Annotated in this window: 16 protein-coding genes and 5 tRNA genes; 7 read left to right on the top strand and 14 right to left on the bottom strand. The window is 44.0% G+C overall.

The genetic code is table 11. The features are described 5' to 3' along the window. Nucleotides 1-19 precede the first annotated feature (19 nt). From ACS72_RS13260 to ACS72_RS13230, 7 genes are all read right to left on the bottom strand, one after another. A tRNA-Asp gene (locus ACS72_RS13260) sits at nucleotides 20-96 on the bottom strand. Between the two features lie 13 nt (nucleotides 97-109). Further along, nucleotides 110-185 (bottom strand) — tRNA-Val (locus ACS72_RS13255). Between the two features lie 21 nt (nucleotides 186-206). After that, a tRNA-Asp gene (locus ACS72_RS13250) sits at nucleotides 207-283 on the bottom strand. A 49-nt stretch (nucleotides 284-332) separates the two neighbouring features. Further along, a tRNA-Asp gene (locus tag ACS72_RS13245) sits at nucleotides 333-409 on the bottom strand. Nucleotides 410-438: 29 nt separating this feature from the next. Beyond that, nucleotides 439-514 (bottom strand) — tRNA-Val (locus ACS72_RS13240). A gap of 542 nt (nucleotides 515-1,056) precedes the next feature. Beyond that, nucleotides 1,057-1,563 carry a cell wall-recycling L,D-carboxypeptidase ElsL gene (gene elsL, locus ACS72_RS13235; RefSeq protein WP_048882370.1) on the bottom strand — a complete coding sequence of 169 codons (507 nt, stop codon included), beginning with the start codon at nucleotides 1,561-1,563 and terminating at the stop codon, nucleotides 1,057-1,059. A gap of 4 nt (nucleotides 1,564-1,567) precedes the next feature. Further along, a complete protein-coding gene (locus ACS72_RS13230) occupies nucleotides 1,568-1,963 on the bottom strand; it encodes a YbaN family protein (protein WP_008307518.1) in 396 nt (131 codons plus the stop codon). Nucleotides 1,964-2,051: 88 nt separating this feature from the next. Between ACS72_RS13230 and ACS72_RS13225 the strand changes: the two genes are divergently transcribed. The 3 genes from ACS72_RS13225 to dapE all read left to right on the top strand — a co-directional run bounded on the left by ACS72_RS13225 (nucleotide 2,052) and on the right by dapE (nucleotide 4,449). After that, complete coding sequence (locus ACS72_RS13225; protein WP_048882369.1) at nucleotides 2,052-2,900, top strand: DUF1853 family protein; 849 nt, start codon at nucleotides 2,052-2,054, stop codon at nucleotides 2,898-2,900. A 138-nt stretch (nucleotides 2,901-3,038) separates the two neighbouring features. Next, nucleotides 3,039-3,188: an entericidin A/B family lipoprotein gene (locus ACS72_RS13220; RefSeq protein ID WP_004814773.1), complete on the top strand. Its 150-nt coding sequence runs from the start codon at nucleotides 3,039-3,041 to the stop codon at nucleotides 3,186-3,188. 124 nt (nucleotides 3,189-3,312) lie between these two features. Beyond that, nucleotides 3,313-4,449 carry a succinyl-diaminopimelate desuccinylase gene (gene dapE, locus ACS72_RS13215; RefSeq protein WP_048882368.1) on the top strand — a complete coding sequence of 379 codons (1,137 nt, stop codon included), beginning with the start codon at nucleotides 3,313-3,315 and terminating at the stop codon, nucleotides 4,447-4,449. A 73-nt stretch (nucleotides 4,450-4,522) separates the two neighbouring features. Here the strand turns inward: dapE and ACS72_RS13210 are convergent, their stop codons facing one another. From ACS72_RS13210 to pilG, 6 genes are all read right to left on the bottom strand, one after another. After that, the gene (locus tag ACS72_RS13210) at nucleotides 4,523-4,984 is read right to left on the bottom strand and encodes a hypothetical protein (RefSeq protein ID WP_008307514.1); all 462 of its coding nucleotides are present in this window, start codon (nucleotides 4,982-4,984) and stop codon (nucleotides 4,523-4,525) included. 3 nt (nucleotides 4,985-4,987) lie between these two features. Further along, a complete protein-coding gene (locus tag ACS72_RS13205) occupies nucleotides 4,988-9,487 on the bottom strand; it encodes an Hpt domain-containing protein (protein WP_048882367.1) in 4,500 nt (1,499 codons plus the stop codon). A gap of 168 nt (nucleotides 9,488-9,655) precedes the next feature. Further along, nucleotides 9,656-11,728, bottom strand: coding sequence for a methyl-accepting chemotaxis protein (locus tag ACS72_RS13200; RefSeq protein ID WP_004814766.1), 2,073 nt, complete (start codon nucleotides 11,726-11,728; stop codon nucleotides 9,656-9,658). Nucleotides 11,729-11,772: 44 nt separating this feature from the next. After that, nucleotides 11,773-12,309, bottom strand: coding sequence for a chemotaxis protein CheW (locus ACS72_RS13195; RefSeq protein WP_004814765.1), 537 nt, complete (start codon nucleotides 12,307-12,309; stop codon nucleotides 11,773-11,775). 5 nt (nucleotides 12,310-12,314) lie between these two features. Continuing rightward, nucleotides 12,315-12,683: a response regulator gene (locus ACS72_RS13190; protein WP_004814764.1), complete on the bottom strand. Its 369-nt coding sequence runs from the start codon at nucleotides 12,681-12,683 to the stop codon at nucleotides 12,315-12,317. Nucleotides 12,684-12,713: 30 nt separating this feature from the next. Further along, nucleotides 12,714-13,097, bottom strand: a complete 384-nt coding sequence (gene pilG / locus ACS72_RS13185; protein WP_004814763.1) for a twitching motility response regulator PilG — start codon at nucleotides 13,095-13,097, stop codon at nucleotides 12,714-12,716. Between the two features lie 307 nt (nucleotides 13,098-13,404). On the opposite strand from pilG, the gene ACS72_RS13180 reads away from it, so the two are divergent. The 4 genes from ACS72_RS13180 to ACS72_RS13165 all read left to right on the top strand — a co-directional run bounded on the left by ACS72_RS13180 (nucleotide 13,405) and on the right by ACS72_RS13165 (nucleotide 20,193). After that, entirely contained in the window at nucleotides 13,405-14,064 is a 660-nt protein-coding gene (locus tag ACS72_RS13180) for a hypothetical protein (RefSeq protein WP_048882366.1), read from the top strand. Nucleotides 14,065-14,115: 51 nt separating this feature from the next. Further along, nucleotides 14,116-15,249, top strand: coding sequence for an efflux RND transporter periplasmic adaptor subunit (locus ACS72_RS13175; RefSeq protein WP_048882365.1), 1,134 nt, complete (start codon nucleotides 14,116-14,118; stop codon nucleotides 15,247-15,249). A 21-nt stretch (nucleotides 15,250-15,270) separates the two neighbouring features. After that, a complete protein-coding gene (locus ACS72_RS13170; protein ID WP_048882364.1) occupies nucleotides 15,271-18,378 on the top strand; it encodes an efflux RND transporter permease subunit in 3,108 nt (1,035 codons plus the stop codon). Nucleotides 18,379-18,474: 96 nt separating this feature from the next. Continuing rightward, nucleotides 18,475-20,193, top strand: a complete 1,719-nt coding sequence (locus ACS72_RS13165; protein WP_048882363.1) for a proline--tRNA ligase — start codon at nucleotides 18,475-18,477, stop codon at nucleotides 20,191-20,193. A gap of 55 nt (nucleotides 20,194-20,248) precedes the next feature. Here ACS72_RS13165 and ACS72_RS13160 read toward each other — a convergent pair whose 3' ends face one another. Beyond that, nucleotides 20,249-21,652, bottom strand: a complete 1,404-nt coding sequence (locus tag ACS72_RS13160; RefSeq protein WP_048882362.1) for a hypothetical protein — start codon at nucleotides 21,650-21,652, stop codon at nucleotides 20,249-20,251. Nucleotides 21,653-21,664: the final 12 nt, after the last annotated feature.

Genomic DNA, 21,664 nt, shown 5'->3' with positions numbered 1-21,664 from the left:
ACTGTTTCGATTCTAAGGATGGCGCAGCGGACGGGACTCGAACCCGCGACCCCCGGCGTGACAGGCCGGTATTCTAACCAACTGAACTACCGCTGCATCACAAAAAATCTGGTGGGCGCTGACGGGATCGAACCGCCGACATTCTGCTTGTAAGGCAGACGCTCTACCAACTGAGCTAAGCGCCCTCAAAAGGTCTATCATGTAAATGGCGCAGCGGACGGGACTCGAACCCGCGACCCCCGGCGTGACAGGCCGGTATTCTAACCAACTGAACTACCGCTGCACTTACACAATGTCGCTATTGTGGCAAACGATTCATCAAGAACTTAAAGTGGCGCAGCGGACGGGACTCGAACCCGCGACCCCCGGCGTGACAGGCCGGTATTCTAACCAACTGAACTACCGCTGCACTAAAAGATCTTAACTTTAAAAGAAGCTTGGTGGGCGCTGACGGGATCGAACCGCCGACATTCTGCTTGTAAGGCAGACGCTCTACCAACTGAGCTAAGCGCCCTTTCAAATCGACTTCATCGCTTGATGAGGTGCATTATAGAGAATCTTCACAGCGTGTCAAACGCTTTTCCGAATGTTTTCCACTTTTTAGGTTCGAGTGATTAAAAAATAGGTTGATCGCCAAAAAAAACAACACTTTTTGTTTATTTTTTAAGTCTATACCGAAATTCATTGAATCTCAAACTCAGATAAGGCGGTATTCATTGCTTGCTGGATCGTTCCTTTTATACACCATACGGTCCAAAAGCTGCTATTTCGCCGAAATAGTATACAAAGCTTTATCTAAGGACACGTTGTGATCATGTAAAAACGTATCTGCAATTATTTTTAATCAGAAATAAAGCGGGATTTATGCCATATTTTTCGATTCAGGAGGAAATTCAGCTTATTTCAAAGGCAAACGATGTTTTTCATTTTGCTCTACAGCTACCTGGTCACTCATATTTAAAGGTGAATAGTGAGATAAAATCCTTTTATGCTCTCTACCCCATCTCACTCTCTGTAGAGATTTAAAATAGGAGCCATGAAAACATTGGTAAGAGACTATTTTTCTAAAGAATGTTCTGAGATATAAACCAGAGCCTGCTCATTAACCAGATCAAACAGCTCGATCAGGTCGGTATTGCGTATACGGATACAGCCATGTGACATCGGTATTCCCATCGGTTCTGTGTCTGGCGTACCATGAATGTAGATATAACGGCGGTAAGTATCACAACCTTCCCCACAGTTAAAACCGTCTTCCAAACCACTCAGCCATAAAATCCGGGTCAGAATCCAATCCCGATTGGGAAATTTTGCTGCCAGTGATTCAGAATAAATCTCTCCTGTAGCCTGACGGGCAATGAATACACTATTCAATGGTGTATCAGCCCCGATTTTTTGCGCAACTTTATGCCAGCCTCGAGGCGTTTTGCCACTATTTTCCATTTCTCCGATACCATTTTTACCGCTTGAAATTGAATAACTCTTGGCAAAACGAGGTAGATACAGCTTTTGTGCAGCCAGATCAATCTGAATATCGGCTTGTTCTATAGTCCATTGCTGCATACATTTATTCCCTTTCAGACGGTATATGCTTTTCAGAGATTGGCTTGGGTTCCGGGCGGCACCATAACCAGATTGCCACGATTAGCATGGTCAGATCAGTAAAGATTTTGACAGCCAGCGGTGCATTGGTAAATAACATGATAATCCCGCTAACCAGCATCATGATACTGGCAAACCATTTGGCTTTACGCGGCACGGTCCGATTGGCACGCCAGTCGCGTAAAGTCTGTCCATATTTAGGGTGATTCAGCAGCCACTCATCCATCTGCGGCCAGCCTTTAGAGGCAGCCCATGTGGCCAGAATCAAGAAAACCGTTGTTGGCATGCCAGGCAAAACCGCACCTATAAAGCCTAATGTCACAAAAATGACCACCAGACTTCGCCAAAACAACACTTTCATACAGCAACCCTAACCATGGAATTGGGGTAGTATAAGGTGTTTTTGATTCTTATCCGTTGTATTTCTGCATATTTAGCTAGGACTCTTCATGCCTGTACCCTGCCTGACTCAGGACTTTATTGAACCGTGGCAACAGTATCAGCATCCACTGGTACGTCAGCTGGCGTTCGCTGTTGGCAGTCCAAATATCCTTTCTCAGGTGCCTGACAAACTTGAACTAGAGCATGCCTTTGACTTGCATTCAGATCAAATGTGGCAACAATATCTGGAAAATTATCATCTACGACTTTTAGAACTGGATCAAAATCCACAGGCTTTGGAAAACTTTGTTGCACAACTCAAAAGTACCCGTCTTGGACTGCGTTTCGAAATGCTGATCTGGTTTTGGCTGCTGGATAAGGGTTATCATCCCTATACCCTGCTTGGACATAGTATTCAGAAGATTGATGGACCCAAAACCTTAGGTGAACTTGATTTTCTGTTGTTCAATAAACTCACCGAAAAAATCGAACACTGGGAAATTGCTTTAAAATATTATCTGGCTGAAGCAGACTTTAGCTTGCCGCATTGGTATGGATTAAACCGAAGCGATACCTTGAATCGCAAGCTGAAGCATTTCACTCAAAAGCAGTTCCAGTTTCAGGATGCGCTGGATTATCCGATTGATCAGCGATTCTGCATATTGAAGGGACAACTGTATTTACCAGTCCATCGCAGCGCGCCTATTCCAGACTGGGTCAATACCGGACGGCGTTTGGGTCGTTGGGGCTATCAGATTCCCACCCAGGAGAAATACTTTTATCGCCTGCAACGACATGAATGGATCTATCCAAACCGGCATATGAGCAGTGACTATCCACAGTGGTGGACTAATGGCTTATATAAATCGGCACTCAGCGGAGATTTCTATATGTTCCGTGTCCCGACACTGATCTAGGATATTTACTGAAAAATTTGATAACTATTACATTAATTTACGCAAGCACTATGAAAACCATATATTTTTTCTTTCGTATATTTTCTAATCTAACTTCCACATCATAATAATTTTATTATTGATAACACGGAGATGATGATGAAAAAAATTCTTGCAACTTCTTTAATCTTGGCATTTGTACTTACAGGTTGTAATACTGTGAAAGGCGTTGGTAAAGATGTGTCTAAAGCGGGTGAAGCCGTGACTGGTACAGCAGAAAAAACTTCTGATGAAATTCGCCGCAACTAATCTTATTGCCTTAGTAAAAGAACCCTGCGCTTGTCAGGGTTTTTTTATGTCTGTGATTCACAAGTTACTGCATCTTCGCCTATCATAGTGCACACAATACTCTTGATTTATGAATGAATCTCATATGACATCTTCCGCAACTCTCGATTTAAGCCTGCAACTGTTACGTCAGCCTTCCGTTACTCCAGTCGATCATGATTGCCAGAACATCATGGCAGAACGCCTGAAAAAGGTAGGCTTCAATATCGAAAACATGCGTTTTGAAGATGTCGACAATATCTGGGCACGCAAAGGGACGGAAGACCCGGTGTTCTGTTTTGCAGGTCATACAGATGTAGTGCCAACCGGCAACCTGGATGCCTGGAACTCTGACCCGTTCCTGCCAGAAATCCGTGATGGTAAACTTTATGGTCGCGGCAGTGCAGATATGAAAACTGCCTTGGCAGCCATGGTTGTTGCTACTGAGCGCTTTGTAGAGAAATATCCAGATCATAAAGGTTCAATTGCTTACCTGATCACTTCTGATGAAGAAGGTCCATCAATCAATGGTACGGTAAAAGTCATTGAGGCCTTAGAAGCGCGTAATGAGAAAATTACCTGGTGTCTGGTAGGTGAACCATCTAGTACCAATAAACTTGGTGATATTGTTAAAAACGGCCGTCGTGGCTCATTGAATGCCAACCTGACTGTCAAAGGTAAACAAGGTCATGTGGCCTATCCACATCTTGCTGTGAATCCAATTCATACTGCATCTAAAGCCATCGCTGAACTCTGTGAAACTGTTTGGGATAATGGCAACGAATACTTCCCGGCAACCTCTTTCCAGATTTCCAATATCAATGCTGGCACAGGTGCAACCAACGTTGTTCCAGGCACAATGAATTTGCTATGCAACTGGCGTTATTCCACTGAAGTGACTGCTGACGAATTAAAAGCACGCACTTTAGAAGTTCTGGATCGTCATGGTGTGGAATATGACATTCAGTGGACTTTATCTGGGCTGCCATTCCTGACACCAGTCGGTGAACTGGTGAATGCTGCTAAAGATGCGATTCGTGATGTCACTGGTACTGAAACCGAGCTGTCAACTTCTGGAGGTACTTCAGATGGCCGTTTCATTGCCCCTACCGGTGCTCAAGTCCTTGAGCTAGGCGTATTAAATGCCACCATCCACCAGATCAATGAGCATGTCGATATCGCCGATCTGGAACCACTAGCTGAAATTTACGAAAAAATCCTGATCAATCTGTTGGCAAACTAAGCCAGATTGAAAAGCTCCAAATAAAAAAGGAACTCCGTTGAGTTCCTTTTTTATATTCTTAGATCTATATAGCTTAATGGCCGACCAAGGACTGAATATGTGCCATCTGGGGAATATGGTACATCGCCTCGCCCATACGTACATACTGGAAAATCGTCGGATCTGTCACTTCGCGTTCATCATCGACAATTTCCGAAATACGTAAACGGATGGTCTTGGGCATTTCATTGCACATCAGGGCAAAACGCTGATTCGCTTCATCCCCTTCAATGACTAATGCTACACCATTCTTACGGTCTGGATCATTCACTGCATAAACTGGAAGTTGTGCATCATGCCACTCTACAGTTTTTACCTGTGTAGCACTATCCAGCGCTGATAGAACAATGTTCTGCGGCAGCAACATCGGATCCTTGCCATGACAGTCGATGATATACGCATCAATAAATCCCGTAGATACGGTAATGAGATGCTGTAGCTCCTGCTGGCTGATTTTATCGGCCGACACTGCGTTCACGTTAGTCTGACTATTCATTCATTACCCCTGTTGAGCAGCAATTAATTCTTGAACATTGGCAAGCAGCTCCGCTTCCTGGAACGGTTTACCCATATAGTGTGTTACACCCAGACTGAAGGCACGCTCACGATGCTTCTCCCCAGTACGTGAGGTGATCATGATAATTGGCAAGTTGCGGTGAATATCATGATGGCGAACCAGGTTAGTTACTTCGAAACCATCCATACGTGGCATTTCAATATCCAGCAACATCAGGTCTGGACGGACATTTTCCAACTGTTCAATCGCGTCGACACCATCTTTGGCAGTGACAATATCATAACCCTGACGCTCTAACAGACGTGACGTTACCTTACGTACAGTTACCGAGTCATCGACAATCATGACCAGACGACGTGCATTACCACGACGCGACAGATCCTGCTGATCAGATAACTGTTTGATACGCTGAGTCGCCTGAACCTGACGGGCAATATTCTGACCATCCAGAATCAGACAGACCTGACCATCACCAAGAATGGTTGCCCCTGCAATCACACCCACACTGGCAAACTGCTGTCCAATCGGTTTCACTACGATCTGTGCACGTGAGCCAACTAATTGATCCACCAGCAAAGCGATACTTTGACCACCATTACCCTTGATAAGGAGTACTGGTAATGAATGCGCAACATTGTTCAAACGTGGAATTGGCTGATTAGAGACAAACTCAGACAGATAGCGCAGCTTGTAGTTCACACCATCAATCTTGAAGTAATCATCCTTACTGTTGAAGTAAGTTTCCAGTGTTGCTGGTGCAATACGGACAATACGGTCAATCTGTGCCAGAGAAATGGCAAATTGCTGGTCACCCGCTTTCACCATTAAGGCATCACTGACGGCCACAGTGGTCGGTACGCGAATCGTAAAGGTCGTGCCTTTGCCCAGTTCAGAATTTACCGAAACGTGACCGCCCAGCGTTTTGATTTCGCTTTGTACCACGTCCAGACCAACACCTCGACCCGAAATCTGGGTGACTGCTTTAGCCGTACTGAAACCTGGATGGAAGATGAATTGCAGCAATTCTTCCTGATCCACCTGCTGTTCCGCTTTGATCAAGCCCAGACTGATGGCTTTAGCACGAATACTCTCCGCATCAATCCCCTTACCATCATCACTAAAGGAGATAATGACGTCGGTACCCTGACGGCTAATGTTCAGGACAATTGAACCGACTTCTGGCTTATTCAGCGCAAGCCGTTCTGCAGTATCTTCCAGACCATGGTCAATCGCGTTACGTAGCATGTGCTCAAATGGGTTTACCAGACGTTCCAGAATGGTACGGTCGAGTTCACCTTCGGTATTCTGAACAATCAGCTCTGCCGGACGGTTCAGTGTGGTCGAAGTTTGACGCACAATACGTTGTAAACGTGGCAACATACGGTCAAATGGTACCAGACGGGTACGCATCAGACTTTCCTGAATCTCAGCCTGGATACGCGATTGTTGCAATAGCAAACCTTCGGTATCACGGATTTTTTCCGCGAGCGTGGTCTTAAAGTCGACCAAGTCCGATGCAGATTCAGCAAGAGATTTAGATAACTGGTTCAGGGATGAATATTGGTCCATCTCCAAGGGGTCGAAGTCAGCATAGCGTGAGTTTTCTGAGCCATGTTTGGCAATAATCTGAGACTCCAGCTCGCCTTCCATACGGCGCAGCTGATCAGCCAGACGTTTGATCGCCAGTTCCATCTCATTTAAGGTATTGCCGAGCTGTCCCAGATCCATCTCGATACGCGAACGGTTAATTGCATTTTCGCCTGACAGGTCAATCATCTTCTCGACCAGTTCGGCTGAAATACGGATCATCTCGTTATTGCTATCGCTTGAGGTGTTCTCAGCCCACTCACCCATCATATTTGGTGGTTCAGTACCATCACCCTGAACAAACTCGAAGCCAGTTGTAACTTCCAGACTTTCAGTTTTGGTCAGACGTTCAGGTAGCTGTGCAGTGACATCTACAAACTCAATCGCATCCAGCGCTGCTTTGATTTGCTCAAAACCATTGTAATCATGATCAAAAATGGCTTGACCCAGCCATTTCAGGGTCTTTTGCAGCAGACTGTCATAGGCATTGGAGTTAAAATGATGAACAGCAAACTGTTCAAATGCACTTTCCAGACCATAAGCAATACTTGCGATGCTTTCATTGCTGATCATGCGGGCGCCACCCTTGATACTGTGGGCAGCACGCTGAAGTTGCAGCAATAAGCTACGGTCACTTCGCTGATCGAACCATTGGTTCAGTAATTTTTCTGCATTTTCCAGAATCTCTTGCGATTCTTCCAGGAAGGTTTCTTCAACAATCGATTGTAGATCATCTTCATCAGCAAGCATAGATTCAGCTGACTCAGCAGTAAGTGTTTCGCCTGACTGATCTTCCTGAATTTGCTCATCTGATGCAGGAACAGATTCAGTTTCAAAGCCGTCTACTCGCTCAAGCGCTTGTGATTCCACAACGATCTCAGCAGATTCCGATGCATCGTCAATAACTTCTAGTTCTACAGAAGTCTCTGCTTCTACCGTCTCAACAGCAGCTACCGGAGTTGCAGTAGCTGTTCCAGCCACAAGTGCCTGGATATTTTGCAGCATATGAATAGCTTCAGGTGCCGGATAATCAATCTTATCATCACGAATACTCTGGATACGGTCTGACACGTTATCCTGTACCAGGCGGATAATCTGGATCAATGCAGGTGTTACGGTAATCTGCTGACGGATCACGCGCTCATAAATACTTTCCAGCTCATGTGCAATCGAACCGATATGCGTGGCAGCAATCATGTTTGCACCCCCCTTCAGGGTATGCAAATAACGCATCAGATTGTTCAATGAGTGGGTATTTTCAGGTTCTTTGGACCAGGTATTCAGGTCTTCATCAATGCCTGCCAGCAACTCATCTGCTTCTTCCAGGAAGATATCCAGCAAGTCTTCATCGAAATCACGGTTCGCATCTTCAGCGTCCTGCTGCTGACGATCAGCTACAATACGCTGGCTGAGCCCAGTAAAATCAACTGCTGTGGATATATCTGACTCTACTGGCGCAGGTACCGCAGTTTCAACAACTTTGTCTGTAGCGAATACTTCGATGTCTTGCTGTACAAAGGCAGACAGATCCGCCAGAAGTTTTTCAACTTCGGCATTCAAAATCACCCGCTGTCCTGCCGCGAGCGTATCGAACAGGTGAATAAATTCCTGGTGTGCCTGTGCAAACAGTTCGAAGGCATAATCACTTTCAAGCAAGACCGGTCTCGCCAGCAAAGCATCATAAGCTGCTTTTAACTGGGATGCGAATTCATGAATACCGATCGATGCACGGTTATCCGTATGTACCATCAGCTCTGCGGCTTGCTGGCTCAAAGCTTCAATATAATCTGGATATTCTTCAAGTACCCGCTTATCAAACTCAAATTCGGCATCCAGTAACTGATCAATATTCAGTTCAACCAGACGTGTAACCATACCTTGAGATTGATCAGCATCCTGCTGTTCAGTCACAGTAAAGCCATAGGTATCCCAGGCATCCTCAAAAGTAGCAGAAATCCCTGCCAGCTTTTCAGTATTACCTTGTTTCAATAGATGTAAATAATCACCGATAAATTCTGAATATTGCTGTAATAGTGCTGTTTCTTTGGAAGTTGAAGCAATTTCATCCTGAACCAGCGTTTTAAATAAATTCTCTACTTTAACGCTGGCCTCACAGATATCATCAATCTGTGCCATAGAAGAGCTACCACGCAGGGTATGCAATGCACGAATCAGGCCATTATAGTCTTGCTTGGCACTATTTTCGTGTTTTAGGAAATCATGGATTGTCGCCAGATGTTCCTCGGCTTCTTCAACAAAGATCGCTACCGTTTCTTCAAGGTCAGTACGTTCTTCAGCAACTTCTACTCGTTCTGCGGTAGCAGTTTCAGCAATCTCTGCTATTGATGAATCTGCTTCTGCAGTATCCGCAAGTTCAAGACCTGTTAGCTGACCTTCAGCAGTCAGATTGTCCGCAAGTAGCAATAATTCTTCAAGTGCCGGTTCTGGACTCAATTGCTGTTGTAATTGTTGTCCTAAAAGTACGACTGGACGTAAATCCACGGTTAATGGCTGTACCTGCTTAAAGCATGGATACAATACATATTGATAGATATTTAAAGTTGCTTGCGCGAACTTCTGAATGACTGGCGTTAATTTGATTGAACCGGAAAGTACACGGTTCAAAGTATCTTCAACTGCCCAGGCAATTTCACCCGCCTGCTTCGCACCGACCATACGACCCGAACCTTTCAGCGTATGGAAGTGGCGGCGAATGGTGGTTAATGTTTCTTGATGATCTGGTGTGGCAAACCACTGTGGCAATAAAGCATTTAACTCGACAAAGATTTCTTCAATCTCTTCGACAAATATCTCTAAAATTTCAGCATCTTGATCAAGATAACTATCTTCAGGAAGCGCTGTTGTTTCAACTAGATCTTTTAATATTTCTTTCATAGCTAAGGCTTCTTACGTTCTGCCGCCAAGAAGGGCGCTCAAACTTGATTGTGACCGTCACGCGAGACCTAACGTTTGAAGTTAAGTACATCTTGTCGAGGCTTGATCTGTATGTGGAGGTGTCCTAACCGGAATTAAGACACGCTCCTTCCCCCAAATTTTTCTGACTTATTCTGGAAGTTTAAAGTCAGATACAGATTCACGTAATGCATCGGCCATGTTGGCAAGTTCAGATACCGAACGTGCCGTATCGAAGGTTGCAGTCGTTGTTTGTGAAGTAATTTCCTGTACAACGTTCATCGTCGTTGCAATATGACCCGCAGATGCAGCCTGAAGTTTTGCTGCATCGGAAATGTTCGCAATCAGTTTTGCAAGGTTATTCGATACGGTTTGAATCTCGTCTAGTGCCACACCGGCATCTTTAGACAGGTTCGCACCACGCACAACTTCGGCAGTAGTCTGTTCCATCGAAATTACAGCTTCGTTGGTATCGGTCTGAATGGTTTTTACCAGGCCTTCAATCTGCTTGGTCGCAGATGCAGAACGTTCTGCCAGACGCTGTACTTCATCGGCAACTACGGCGAAACCACGGCCTGCTTCACCCGCCATAGATGCCTGAATCGCAGCGTTCAGTGCCAGGATGTTCGTCTGGTCGGCAATATCGTTAATCAGTGCGACGATGTTACCAATCTCTTGAGAAGACTCACCCAAACGTTTAATACGTTTAGAGGTTTCCTGGATCTGTTCACGAATCGTATCCATACCCTCAATAGAACGATGTACAACGTCTGCACCATTTGCTGCAATTTGTACTGAACGTTCCGCAACGACAGCAGACTCTTCGGCGTTGGCAGATACCTGGTCAATCGACAGTGCCATTTCGTTAATCGCTGCAGATGCACCGGCAATCTCTTGTGCCTGGTGTTCAGATGCTTCGGCTAACTGGTTGGTAATGCTCTGAGTAGTTGCAGTATATTGTGCAACTTCCTGAGATGTTTCAGTAATACGCGATACCAGATCACGTAATTGATCGATCGCAAAGTTAATCGAGTCAGCAATCGCACCGGTAAAGTCTTCAGATACCGTTGCATATGAACGTAAGTCACCATCTGCAAGGTCAGCAATTTCGTCAAGTAAACGAAGAATCGCATTCTGGTTACGGTCATATTCTTCTTGTAGGCGAGTTACACGCTGTTTATCCGATGCACCACGTAATGAAAGCAAACGGAATACGCAAACAATGAAGCCAGCCAGGAAGGTAAGTAACAATATTGCCGGAATAACTGTTTTTAAAGTTGAACCACCTGACAGTTTGTTCAGGTTATCTAATAGTTGGTCAGATTGAGAAAAAATAGATGCAGATGCCTGACGTACTTTTACAATCTGCGCTGAGTTTTTCAAAATTGTAGATGCAGCTGACTGTAATACATCATCATATTCAGCTTTAATACCTTCTAATGACTCACGTAAGTTCGGATCATCGATACGTTGTACACCCAGTTGTGCTGAACCATCTAACTGTGCATTTAAGTAAGCACCGAATGTTTCAGTATCCGAACTGAAGTCATCTGCAGACTCACGTGAACCATCTGTACCGGTTAACACCAAGCTGATCGAACGCAAGATACGTTCTGCAATGAATACCTGGTTTTTGGCAATAACCACCTGGTTCGACGGCATGTCCTGACGTGCCATCTGATCGACCATCAGGTTATATTCTGCCTGAATTCCTGGAATTGCTTCACCAATCGCGATGTTAGTATCGTAAAGTTGGTTAATGATTTTTTGTTGTGAAGAAATCAGGTCAATACTTGAAGATACTTCAGTCCATTGCTTGTCTACCGCTTGCAGGGCTTCATTATTCGAATGGATACTTTTTACCGTTTCCAGATTTTCAGCAAATGACTGCTGTGATTCGGTCAGTTTCTTCATTGCCTCAGGCGTGCCGGAGGCAGTCGCTTCAGTTGCTTGACGCGAAATGGTTTGTGAAAGTAGACGCAATTCACCCAAACTTTGTGTAAGTTCGTTGGCACGAGGAACGCTATAGAAAAGGTATAACAGTGTGATAGTTGCAGCAACAAGACAGCCAATTGCTCCGTAAATGAGTGGCTTAGACTTTTCACTATCACCAAAGACACGTGATAGCTGATCTGCTTGTGATTGAATCTTGGCTAAAAAAGCATTACCGCCGCTGCGGCTGCTACTCTCGCCTGTATTTTTCTTCTTAAGCTTAAAGCCCATAAAGCTTCTCCCCGAATTTACGCCCTTTTACTTTCGTGCGACAATTAATTTATAAATTTTATAGATGCATTCATGTATTTTGGATTTTGCAACAAACGACTGAATAAAAAGACATGCCACTGCTGATTGTGCTGGTGGAAATACCCCTGACAATATTCCTGTAAATTTTTGTCCAATTCAGTTGTTTTAGAAAAGAAACTTTTCTTATTAAAGTGTTGAATCCCCAAAACCTGATCTACAACCAGGCCGACATACTGATCATTATGGTTAATGCATAATACTTTTTGAGTAGGTGAATACTGGCTTCTATGTCCAGACATGTATTGAGCCAGATCTGAAACTGAAAGCAGTCGGCCCCGAATATTTGCCAGTCCCACTACCCACGGCTGAGTATTGGGAACAGGTGTATATTTTGGCGGATAGATAACTTCCGATACTTCCCCGAGCGGGGCAACAAAATATTGCCCCATCATTTCAAAAGCAATGCCTGACCATCGGTTGACTTCGTTGTCATTGGAAACGTAGTTTTTGTTACCCCGTTTCGCAATCCGAAGCAGTTCGATAAATCCATTCGCTGCCATAGCGTTTATCCTGCATTGAGGTGTTGCTTAATCACATCAATTAACTGATTTTCATCTACAGGTTTGGTCAGATAATCTGCTGCACCCTGACGCTTACCCCATACACGGTCAGTTGCCTGATCCTTGGTACTTACAATGACAATTGGAATATGTTTGGTTGTTGCCCCACGAGCGATCTGACGTGTCGCCTGAAAACCGTTTACCCCTGGCATGACGACATCCATTAACACCAGATCAGGCAATTCTGCCTGCGCCATGGTCACCCCATCAGCCCCATTTGCTGCTTCAATCACGTCAAAGCCGTGCTTGGATAGAATTTCGCGGAAACGAAAAGTTTCGGTCGGTGAATCATCTACGATTAGAATACGTGGCATGCCAATTTCCCCAAGAAAAAATCAAATAAATTAAGCACTGATATGGTTGCGGATTGCGGTAAGCAACTCATCTTTGCTAAATGGCTTGGTGAGATATTCATCTGAACCAACCACACGGCCTTTGGCCTGATCGAACAAACCATCTTTACTCGATAGCATAATAACAGGAATGTTCTGATAACTTTGCGAGTTTTTAATTAAGGCACAAGTCTGATAACCATCAAGGCGAGGCATCATGATATCTACAAAAACGATGTCGGGATTTGCTTCTGCAATTTTTGACAATGCTTCAAAACCGTCTACTGCGGTAATCACTTCACAACCTTCACGCTGAAGAAGAGTTTCTGCTGTACGACGAATGGTTTTTGAATCATCAATGACCATCACTTTTAGATTTTGGAATTTATCGTCCATTTCTTACCCCTTCCCATTCAGAAACCATAAGCGACCACAGGCTTATAGCGGAATTTTATATAAGTGTCGATTATTTTTAACATACCTGTCCAGAGATTATCAACGAGCATTTTCTACACAAGTAGTCAAAAAATTATAATTTCAATAACGACTTCACACTTTCCCTGTTTCAATGATTTTTTTTTGAGTGGTAATAGCTTTTTATTGTCGGAATTAGGAATAATATACCAATATTATTACTTCTAATTAAGTAATTTAGTCAACTTTAAAAGAACTTTATTAGTAAACTTTTTTCGCGGAGCCGATAATGCGCCAGTTTGGGGAAAAACCTGCTTATATGGGTCAAAGAAAATCCATAATCAGGCAGACTGCTGTTTTAATGGTACTTATGCTGCAAACCATGTTGACTATTAGCCATGCATCCGCAACAAATAACGTGCCTCAAAAGGCAAAATGGTATCGTTATTATGATCATAAGGGGGTAGCAAATATTAGCAGCAACGTGACCCCTAACCATATTCGTTATGGCTATGAAGCACTAGATCAGAATATGCAGGTGATTCAGCGTGCCAAACCTTATAATGTTGAAGCAGATATTCGTCAGGCACCTCAACGCGCAGCACTTGCCAGACAACAGGCAGAAGACCAGAAGTTAAAACGTGCCTATAATAATAGTCAGATTGCATTACAAAAAAAGAATGAAGTACTCTCTCAGTTGAAAAAGCAAATGGCTTTCCAACAAGAGCAACTTAAGCAGCTACAAAAAGATCGGATTATGTTCGTACGTCAGGAACGTGAATTTCTGCGTAAAGGTAAAAATGTACCTGAGCACCTTAAAAAAACCTTAGTTACCAATGAAAAAAACCTGACTGCACAAAAAGAAAATATTCAATCTTTACAAAGCCGCTATCGAAATCAGGAAGCAGAATACGACAGAATTATCCAGCGTTTAAAAGCGCTTGAATAATCTTTTATTCCTGATGCTGCTTCTGTGGTCAGCGCTATAAAAAGGACTCCTATGCACCCTGCACAGCATACTTATTTTTCGAAAAATAATACCAGTCGCTCTACTTTTGTCATGAGTCTGCTCTGTATGAGTCTGCTCCTAACTGCATGTAATAAACAAGAAACAGCTGATTCAACGCCATCAAAAAATCAAAACACTGTAGAACTGATTGCTCAAGATCTGATTGAGGTAAAGACAGGCAATGCTGTGCAAAAAACAGCATTTACCGGGACTATCCGTGCGGTAAATCAAAGTAGCATTCAGGCTCAGGTGACCGCTACAGCGACCAGTGTCAATGCTCAAGTCGGGCAACGCGTTCAGAAAGGTCAGGTGCTGGTTCGCCTGAATAATCAAGACAATACTGCGCGTCTTGCACAGGCCCAGGCCAATCGTGCATCGGCTCAAGCACAGGCGAATCAGGCACGCCTCATGATGGAACGTAAGCAGCGCCTACTCAATCAAGGTTTTATTTCCAAAGCTGAATATGAACAAAGCCGTGTCGACTATCAAACACAATTAGAAAATGTTCGTGCACAACAGGCCAATGTCGATATTGCACAAAAGGCAGATCGGGATGGCATCATTAGCAGCCCGATTAGTGGGGTAATTACCCAACGTCAGGTTGAGCCAGGTCAGACTGTCGCTCCCGGTCAAACCATTTTTGAAATTGTCGATCCAGATCAACTGGAAATTCAGGCTAAAGTGCCGAGCGACATGCAGGCTGACCTGAAAACTGGCAATAAAATTGAATACCGTATTCAGGGCAATCCAAACCTGCTTACTGCCAGTATCAGTCGGATCTCTCCTATTGCAGATCAGGCCAGTCGTCAGATTGAATTCTTTGCTCGTCCAAATGAAACCATTACTTCTTTAAGTATCGGCTCCTTTGTGGATGGCGAGATTCTCAGTGCTCGCCAGATTTCAGGACAGTTGATTCCTCTGGATACTATCCGGGATATTCAGAACAAGCCTTATGTTTGGGCTGTTCGCCAGAATAAGATCATCAAAGTGAATGTGGATGTACTAGAACAACGTTATAACGATAATCTTGCCGTCGTTCGCGGACTTGAAAGTAGTGATCGGGTCAGCCGAATCAGCTTCACGGATGCCGATATTAATAAAACCGTCACCCTTGGCCAGAACTAAAATCATAAAAGGATTATCAAGATGTGGTTGACGCGTATTAGTGTGAAGTTTCCTGTATTTACCATCATGATGATGTTCTGTCTGATGGTACTGGGCCTCGCTTCTTGGCAACGTATGGGTGTGGAAGAGTTTCCAGATGTGGATTTTCCTTTCGTGGTGGTCTATACCAACTATCCGGGTGCTTCTCCTGAAACGGTTGAATCTGAGATCACCAAAAAACTGGAAGACCAGATCAATACCATTTCTGGCCTTAAACAGGTGATTTCACAATCCAGTGAAGGCCTGTCGATGATTACGGCAGAATTTAACCTGGATGTACCATCAACCACTGCTGCACAGGATGTGCGAGATAAAATTGCGTCTGTTACTGCTGATTTTCGTGATGAAATTCAGGAACCCGTGGTTGAGCGTTATGACCCATCTGCCAATGCAGTCATGTCGATTGTATTTGAATCCGACAAAATGGATCTCAAATCATTAAGTTCTTATCTTGATCAACGTATTGTGCCGCAGCTACGTACTGTTCCCGGTGTGGGTACAGTCAACCTGCTCGGTGATGCCCAGCGTCAGATCCGTATTCAGGTTGAACCACAAAAATTACAAGCCTTTGGGATTGGGGTAGACAGTGTCATTAACACACTGAAATCTGAAAATGTTGAAGTTCCTGGTGGTACGCTGAAATCTGGCAATTCTGAGCTGGTGATTGAAATCAATTCTAAAGTGCTGCATCCACAAGCCTTTGGGGACCTGGTCATTGCCAATAAAAATGGTGCGCCTATTTTCCTGAAACAGGTTGCCAAGATTGAGGATAGTCAGGCCGAACTGGAAACAGGTGCTTTCCTGGATGGCAAGGCAGCAGTGGCTATCGATATTCTGCGTAGTTCTGACTCTAATGTTATTGAAGTTGTCGATGAAACTTATAAAACTTTAGAAAGCATTAAAGCCCAGCTCCCGCAAGGTACTACTTTGCAAGTGGTGGTTGATTCCTCCAAAAGCATTCGTGGAACGATTGGCGATGTGGCACGAACCATCATTGAAGGGGCTGTGCTTGCAGTACTGATCGTATTGCTATTTTTAGGTTCTTTCCGTTCTACTGTCATTACTGGCCTTACTTTACCGATTGCCCTGCTTGGTACCTTAACCTTTATCTGGGCCTTTGGTTTCACCATCAATATGATGACGCTGCTGGCACTTTCGCTCAGTATTGGTCTGTTGATTGATGATGCCATTGTGGTCCGGGAAAATATTGTACGTCACAGTGATATGGGCAAAGACCATGTCACTGCCGCTCTGGATGGCACCAAAGAAATTGGTCTGGCTGTTCTCGCTACGACTCTGACCATTGTCGCAGTCTTTTTACCCGTTGCATTTATGGGCGGTATTATTGGCCGTTTCTTCTTCCAGTTTGGCGTCGCGGTGAGTACCGCTGTGCTGATTTCTATGTTTGTCAGCTTTACCCTGGATCCAATGCTGTCTGCGCATTGGGCAGAGCGTAAAAAGGATCCAAATAAAAAACCTAATGCGGTAAAACGGTTTTTTACCTGGATTTCCAATAAGCTCGATGGCTTAAGCGATGTCTACGAGAAATTACTCAAACTGGCACTGCGTTTTAGATTGATCACGATTCTGATTGCAGTTGCCTCTCTATTTGGCGCTCTCGGACTTTCCAAATTGATTGGTACCGAATTTGTACCTGTACCAGACAAAGGTGAAATCCGGATTAAATTCGAAACTCCAGTGGATTCATCTCTGGAGTATTCTCAGGCCAAACTCCAGCAGGTTGATCAGATCATCCGTAAACATCCGGATGTACGTGCGACTTATGGCGTTATTAATGGAGTTACCGATCGGGGCAAAAACCATATCAGTCTGCGCGTTACCGTGACACCACGTACTGAACGTGAAAAAACCCTGAACGACCTTAACAATGAATTCCGTGAGCGCTTGCAGTCTGTAGGTGGGATTACCATTACTTCAGTCGCCTCTGCAGATGAAACTGTTTCTGGTGGGCAAAAGCCGATTATGATCTCTATTAAAGGGCCAGATCTGGATGAATTACAAAAAATTTCTGACCGCTTTATGGCAGAGATTAGCAAAGTAGAGGGTGTGGTTGACCTTGAGAGTTCATTAAAAGAACCCAAGCCTACTCTGAGTGTACAGGTCAATCGTGTACTGGCAAGTGATCTTGGTCTTTCAGTCAATCAGATTGCCAATGTCATACGTCCATTAATTGCTGGTGATGATGTCACCTCTTGGCAAGATGAGAAAGGTGAAACCTATGACGTGAATCTACGCCTGACTGAAGATAAACGTACTCTACCAAGTGACTTACAAAATATGTATCTCACATCAAATAAGGCCGATGCGAATGGTCAACCAATCATGGTTCCCCTCTCAAGTGTGACAAAATTTGAGGAAAAACTTGGAGCATCTCAGATTAACCGCCGTGATCTGGCGCGTGAAGTACTGGTAGAAGCCAATACAGCTGGTCGTCCTGCAGGTGATATCGGTACGGACATTAGCAAGGTACAGGCTGATTTTGACTTACCACCCGGCTATAGTTTTGATACCCAAGGTTCGAATGCGGATATGGCTGAATCTGCAGGTTATGCCCTGACAGCGATAACTCTATCGATCGTGTTCATTTATATTGTACTCGGTTCACAGTTCAACAGCTTTATTCACCCAGCTGCGATCATGGCTTCGTTGCCCTTGTCCTTGATTGGTGTATTCCTAGCCCTGTTCCTGTTTAACTCGACCATGAACCTGTTCTCGATCATCGGGATCATTATGTTAATGGGTCTAGTGACCAAAAATGCTATCCTGCTGATTGACTTCATCAAGAAAGCCATGGACCGTGGTGAAGATCGCTATGAAGCCATTATCGCTTCCGGTAAAACCCGTTTACGTCCAATCCTGATGACAACGAGTGCTATGGTCATGGGTATGGTTCCTTTGGCACTTGGACTCGGTGAAGGTGGTGAACAGAGTGCACCTATGGCACATGCGGTGATTGGTGGGGTGATCACCTCTACCCTACTGACCTTAGTCGTTATTCCAGTCATCTTTACTTATTTAGATGACTTTAAAAATTTTATGCTGCGCCATACACGTAAAATCATGTCATAATTTATTGCATAACAGTGGGGTGACATTCTGAAATGTTCACCTCATTTTTTATTGTATAATCTCTGCTTTAACGCTTAATTTTTTAGGACAGTTTCCATGCGCGCGAGTCGCTTTTTATTTGCAACGTTGAGAGAAACCCCGAACGATGCTGAAGTTATTTCACATCAGCTAATGCTTCGTGCCGGTATGATTCGTAAGTTGGCTTCAGGTTTATATACCTGGCTGCCGATGGGCGTTCGCGTATTAAATAAAGTTGAAGCGATCGTTCGCGAAGAAATGGATCGTGCTGGTTCATTACAGGTGTTGATGCCGGTAACTCAGCCTGCTTCACTTTGGGAAGAATCTGGCCGTTATGTTCAATATGGTCCTGAACTGCTTCGTTTCAAAGACCGTCATACCAATGATTTCGTACTTGGTCCTACACACGAAGAAGTCATTACTGATCTTGCGCGCAATGAGTTAAAAAGCTATAAGCAATTGCCTGCCAATTTCTATCAAGTACAGACTAAATTCCGGGACGAAATTCGTCCACGTTTTGGTGTAATGCGTTCACGTGAATTCATCATGAAAGATGCATATTCTTTTCACGCAGACCAGGAATCACTACAAGAAACTTACGACAAGATGTATGATGCGTACTGCAAAATCTTTACTCGTTTAGGTTTAAATTTCCGTCCAGTACAGGCGGATACCGGTTCAATCGGTGGTTCAGGTTCTCACGAATTCCACGTCCTGGCTTCAAGCGGCGAAGATGATATCGCATTCTCGACTGAATCGGATTATGCAGCCAACATCGAAATGGCTGAAGCAGTTCTGGTTGGTGAACGCGCTGCACCTGCTCAAGAATTAAAAGTTGTTGACACGCCAAATCAAAAAACCATTGCTGATGTATCTCACTTCCTGGGTACTGATCCTGCACATTCAGTGAAAGCTCTCCTCGTTCAAGGCGTTGCAAAAGAAGCGGATCAGCCTGCTCCAGTTGTTGCTTTGTTCCTTCGTGGCGACCACGAACTGAATGAAATTAAAGCTGAAAAGCATCCACAAATTGCTGCTCCTTTAGCGTTTGCAACTGAAGCTCAACTTGCTGAACTTGGCTTAACGGCAGGTTTTGTAGGTCCACAAGGTCTGGTAGAAAAAGGGATTACAGTAATTGCTGACCGGGCTGCTTCTATACTGTCTGACTTCGTTGCGGGTGCAAACGAAGCTGACAAGCATGCGACTGGTGTAAACTGGGATCGTGATGCACAATTTACTGAAGTTTATGACCTGCGTAATGTAGTTGAAGGTGATCCATCTCCAGATGGTAAAGGCACCCTTCAAATCAAGCGTGGTATCGAAGTCGGTCATATCTTCCAGTTAGGCAAAAAATACTCAGAAGCGTTAGGCTGTAAAGTCCTTGGTGAAGATGGTAAGCCATTTACTGTAACGATGGGTTGTTACGGTATCGGTGTGACTCGTGTGGTTGCGTCTGCAATTGAGCAAAACTATGATGAGAAAGGCATCATCTGGCCAGCTGCAATTGCACCATTTGAAGTTGCCATTGTGCCGATGAATGCGCACAAATCACCGCGTACTTTAGAAGCTGCTGAAGCGCTTTATGCAGAGCTTCAAGCTGCAGGTTATGACGTACTACTGGATGATCGTAATGAACGTCCAGGGGTAAAATTCTCTGACCTTGAGCTAACTGGTATTCCACACCGTATCGTGATTGGTGAAAAAGGTCTAGATGCAGGCACTTTTGAATACAAAGGTCGCCGTGATGCAGAGTCAGTCAACCTTTCTAAAGAAGAGTTATTGGCTAAAATTGCGAAATAATTTGTCTTTGAAGTAAAAAATCCCGCGAAATGCGGGATTTCTTTTATATTTGAAATTAGCAGAACTTATGCCCACCGAAACAGTTAGATGTAACCGACTGGTTCTGCAAGACCTGATTTTGTAGGTTCAATCGCGCAGGCTGTCCAGTATAATATCCTGTATAAGCGCCAACATTGATATTCATTTTTCGTTCAATTGGGGTGTCTGCCAAAGAACCCAGCGCTTCAATCACTGATACATCTACATTATGATAACTTGCCATCAGTTCAGTAGTCAGTGCTTTAGCAACTTGTGGCAATACAGCAGACACATCTACCAAATCTTTTGTTTCTAAGTATCCCAAGTCAATGGGATCTTTAAACGACATCCACCACCCGGCTTTTGCTATATCTTTATCGTCAGCGCCCAACCACTGCACATCACGGCTTTGTAAAGACAGATATCCACCTGTACCGGATAATGGAATGTTATGAATCATATTTAAGGCTTGAACAAAGGTAATATCCATATTCAAGTTTTCTAAGGTTGATCCTTTTGCCATTTTAAAGAATGAGTGATCTCCGACCTCAATACTCCCTAATGAAATTAGAGCAGGAAACGTGACATATAGCTGGTCTTTAGAAAAGTCTGGTGTACCATTTACGTCAGGCCCATAAGAACCACTCTCTGATGCAGCAAGTGGAATAGATGTTAAGGTAGAACGAATACCAGAAACGACTGCTGAGTTAAGACGTTTACCGGTTACGACTGTTTCTGGCATCACAAAATCTGCCCGCATCGAAGGTACAGTAATTCCAGTATGACCTTCAGCACCAGGTTTACTGGTATAAGTACGGTCTTGTCCTAAAGCGGTTAATGTCCCACTAATTTTCTGATCTGATGCATTACCAAAGGTTGCAGCCTTAGTATAGGAGTGACCTTTAGTTTGAGCCATTTTCATATAACCACTGAAGCTTTTAATTCCGTCTTTTGGATCTGGAATATTGTCCGTACCCAAGGTCAGTAAGCCTAAAATTTCTTCTGCACCTAGACGAAAACCCACAACTTCACGTGTAGCTGTTTGATTACCACTGATTGCAAACTCAATAAATGGATTGGTAATTTGAGCGCTGGTTGCAGCACGCTCACCCGTAAAACTTGGAGAGCCATCGGTCTTTTGCCCCGTTGCTGGACCACTTAATGATATATTGGAAATATCAATATCACAGGCATTTGCACCATTCATCCCACCACAGCCCAATTGCAGACTTTTAATATTAACATTAAGTTCCATTAATGCTTCTAGGCCTAGTTTATGAAACTTAATACCTTGCCCTGAATCATAATTAGTCTGCATATTTAAAAGAGCCTGGCCTTCTACTGCTGCTAGTTCCTGATCCGCTAAAGCAGTTAGAGCAATCCCTTGCTGTGATGTTGCTAGTATTGCAAATGCAAGACTGCTCATTATTATTTTTTTCATCTTATAATCCCA

It is taken from the genome of Acinetobacter sp. VT 511 (genome assembly GCF_001077515.1).
GTDB lineage: Bacteria > Pseudomonadota > Gammaproteobacteria > Pseudomonadales > Moraxellaceae > Acinetobacter > Acinetobacter schindleri.
This window is presented reverse-complemented; position numbering and strand designations above follow the sequence as displayed.

Coding starts and splice junctions, on each gene's coding strand:
- ACS72_RS13225 (WP_048882369.1), top strand. CDS start 2,052: ATGCCTGTACCCTGCCTGACTCAGGACTTTATTGAACCGTGGCAACAG.
- ACS72_RS13165 (WP_048882363.1), top strand. CDS start 18,475: ATGCGCGCGAGTCGCTTTTTATTTGCAACGTTGAGAGAAACCCCGAAC.
- ACS72_RS13180 (WP_048882366.1), top strand. CDS start 13,405: ATGCGCCAGTTTGGGGAAAAACCTGCTTATATGGGTCAAAGAAAATCC.
- dapE (WP_048882368.1), top strand. CDS start 3,313: ATGACATCTTCCGCAACTCTCGATTTAAGCCTGCAACTGTTACGTCAG.
- ACS72_RS13210 (WP_008307514.1), bottom strand. CDS start 4,984: ATGAATAGTCAGACTAACGTGAACGCAGTGTCGGCCGATAAAATCAGC.
- ACS72_RS13205 (WP_048882367.1), bottom strand. CDS start 9,487: ATGAAAGAAATATTAAAAGATCTAGTTGAAACAACAGCGCTTCCTGAA.
- elsL (WP_048882370.1), bottom strand. CDS start 1,563: ATGCAGCAATGGACTATAGAACAAGCCGATATTCAGATTGATCTGGCT.
- ACS72_RS13230 (WP_008307518.1), bottom strand. CDS start 1,963: ATGAAAGTGTTGTTTTGGCGAAGTCTGGTGGTCATTTTTGTGACATTA.
- ACS72_RS13200 (WP_004814766.1), bottom strand. CDS start 11,728: ATGGGCTTTAAGCTTAAGAAGAAAAATACAGGCGAGAGTAGCAGCCGC.
- pilG (WP_004814763.1), bottom strand. CDS start 13,097: ATGGACGATAAATTCCAAAATCTAAAAGTGATGGTCATTGATGATTCA.
- ACS72_RS13170 (WP_048882364.1), top strand. CDS start 15,271: ATGTGGTTGACGCGTATTAGTGTGAAGTTTCCTGTATTTACCATCATG.
- ACS72_RS13190 (WP_004814764.1), bottom strand. CDS start 12,683: ATGCCACGTATTCTAATCGTAGATGATTCACCGACCGAAACTTTTCGT.
- ACS72_RS13220 (WP_004814773.1), top strand. CDS start 3,039: ATGAAAAAAATTCTTGCAACTTCTTTAATCTTGGCATTTGTACTTACA.
- ACS72_RS13195 (WP_004814765.1), bottom strand. CDS start 12,309: ATGGCAGCGAATGGATTTATCGAACTGCTTCGGATTGCGAAACGGGGT.
- ACS72_RS13160 (WP_048882362.1), bottom strand. CDS start 21,652: ATGAAAAAAATAATAATGAGCAGTCTTGCATTTGCAATACTAGCAACA.
- ACS72_RS13175 (WP_048882365.1), top strand. CDS start 14,116: ATGCACCCTGCACAGCATACTTATTTTTCGAAAAATAATACCAGTCGC.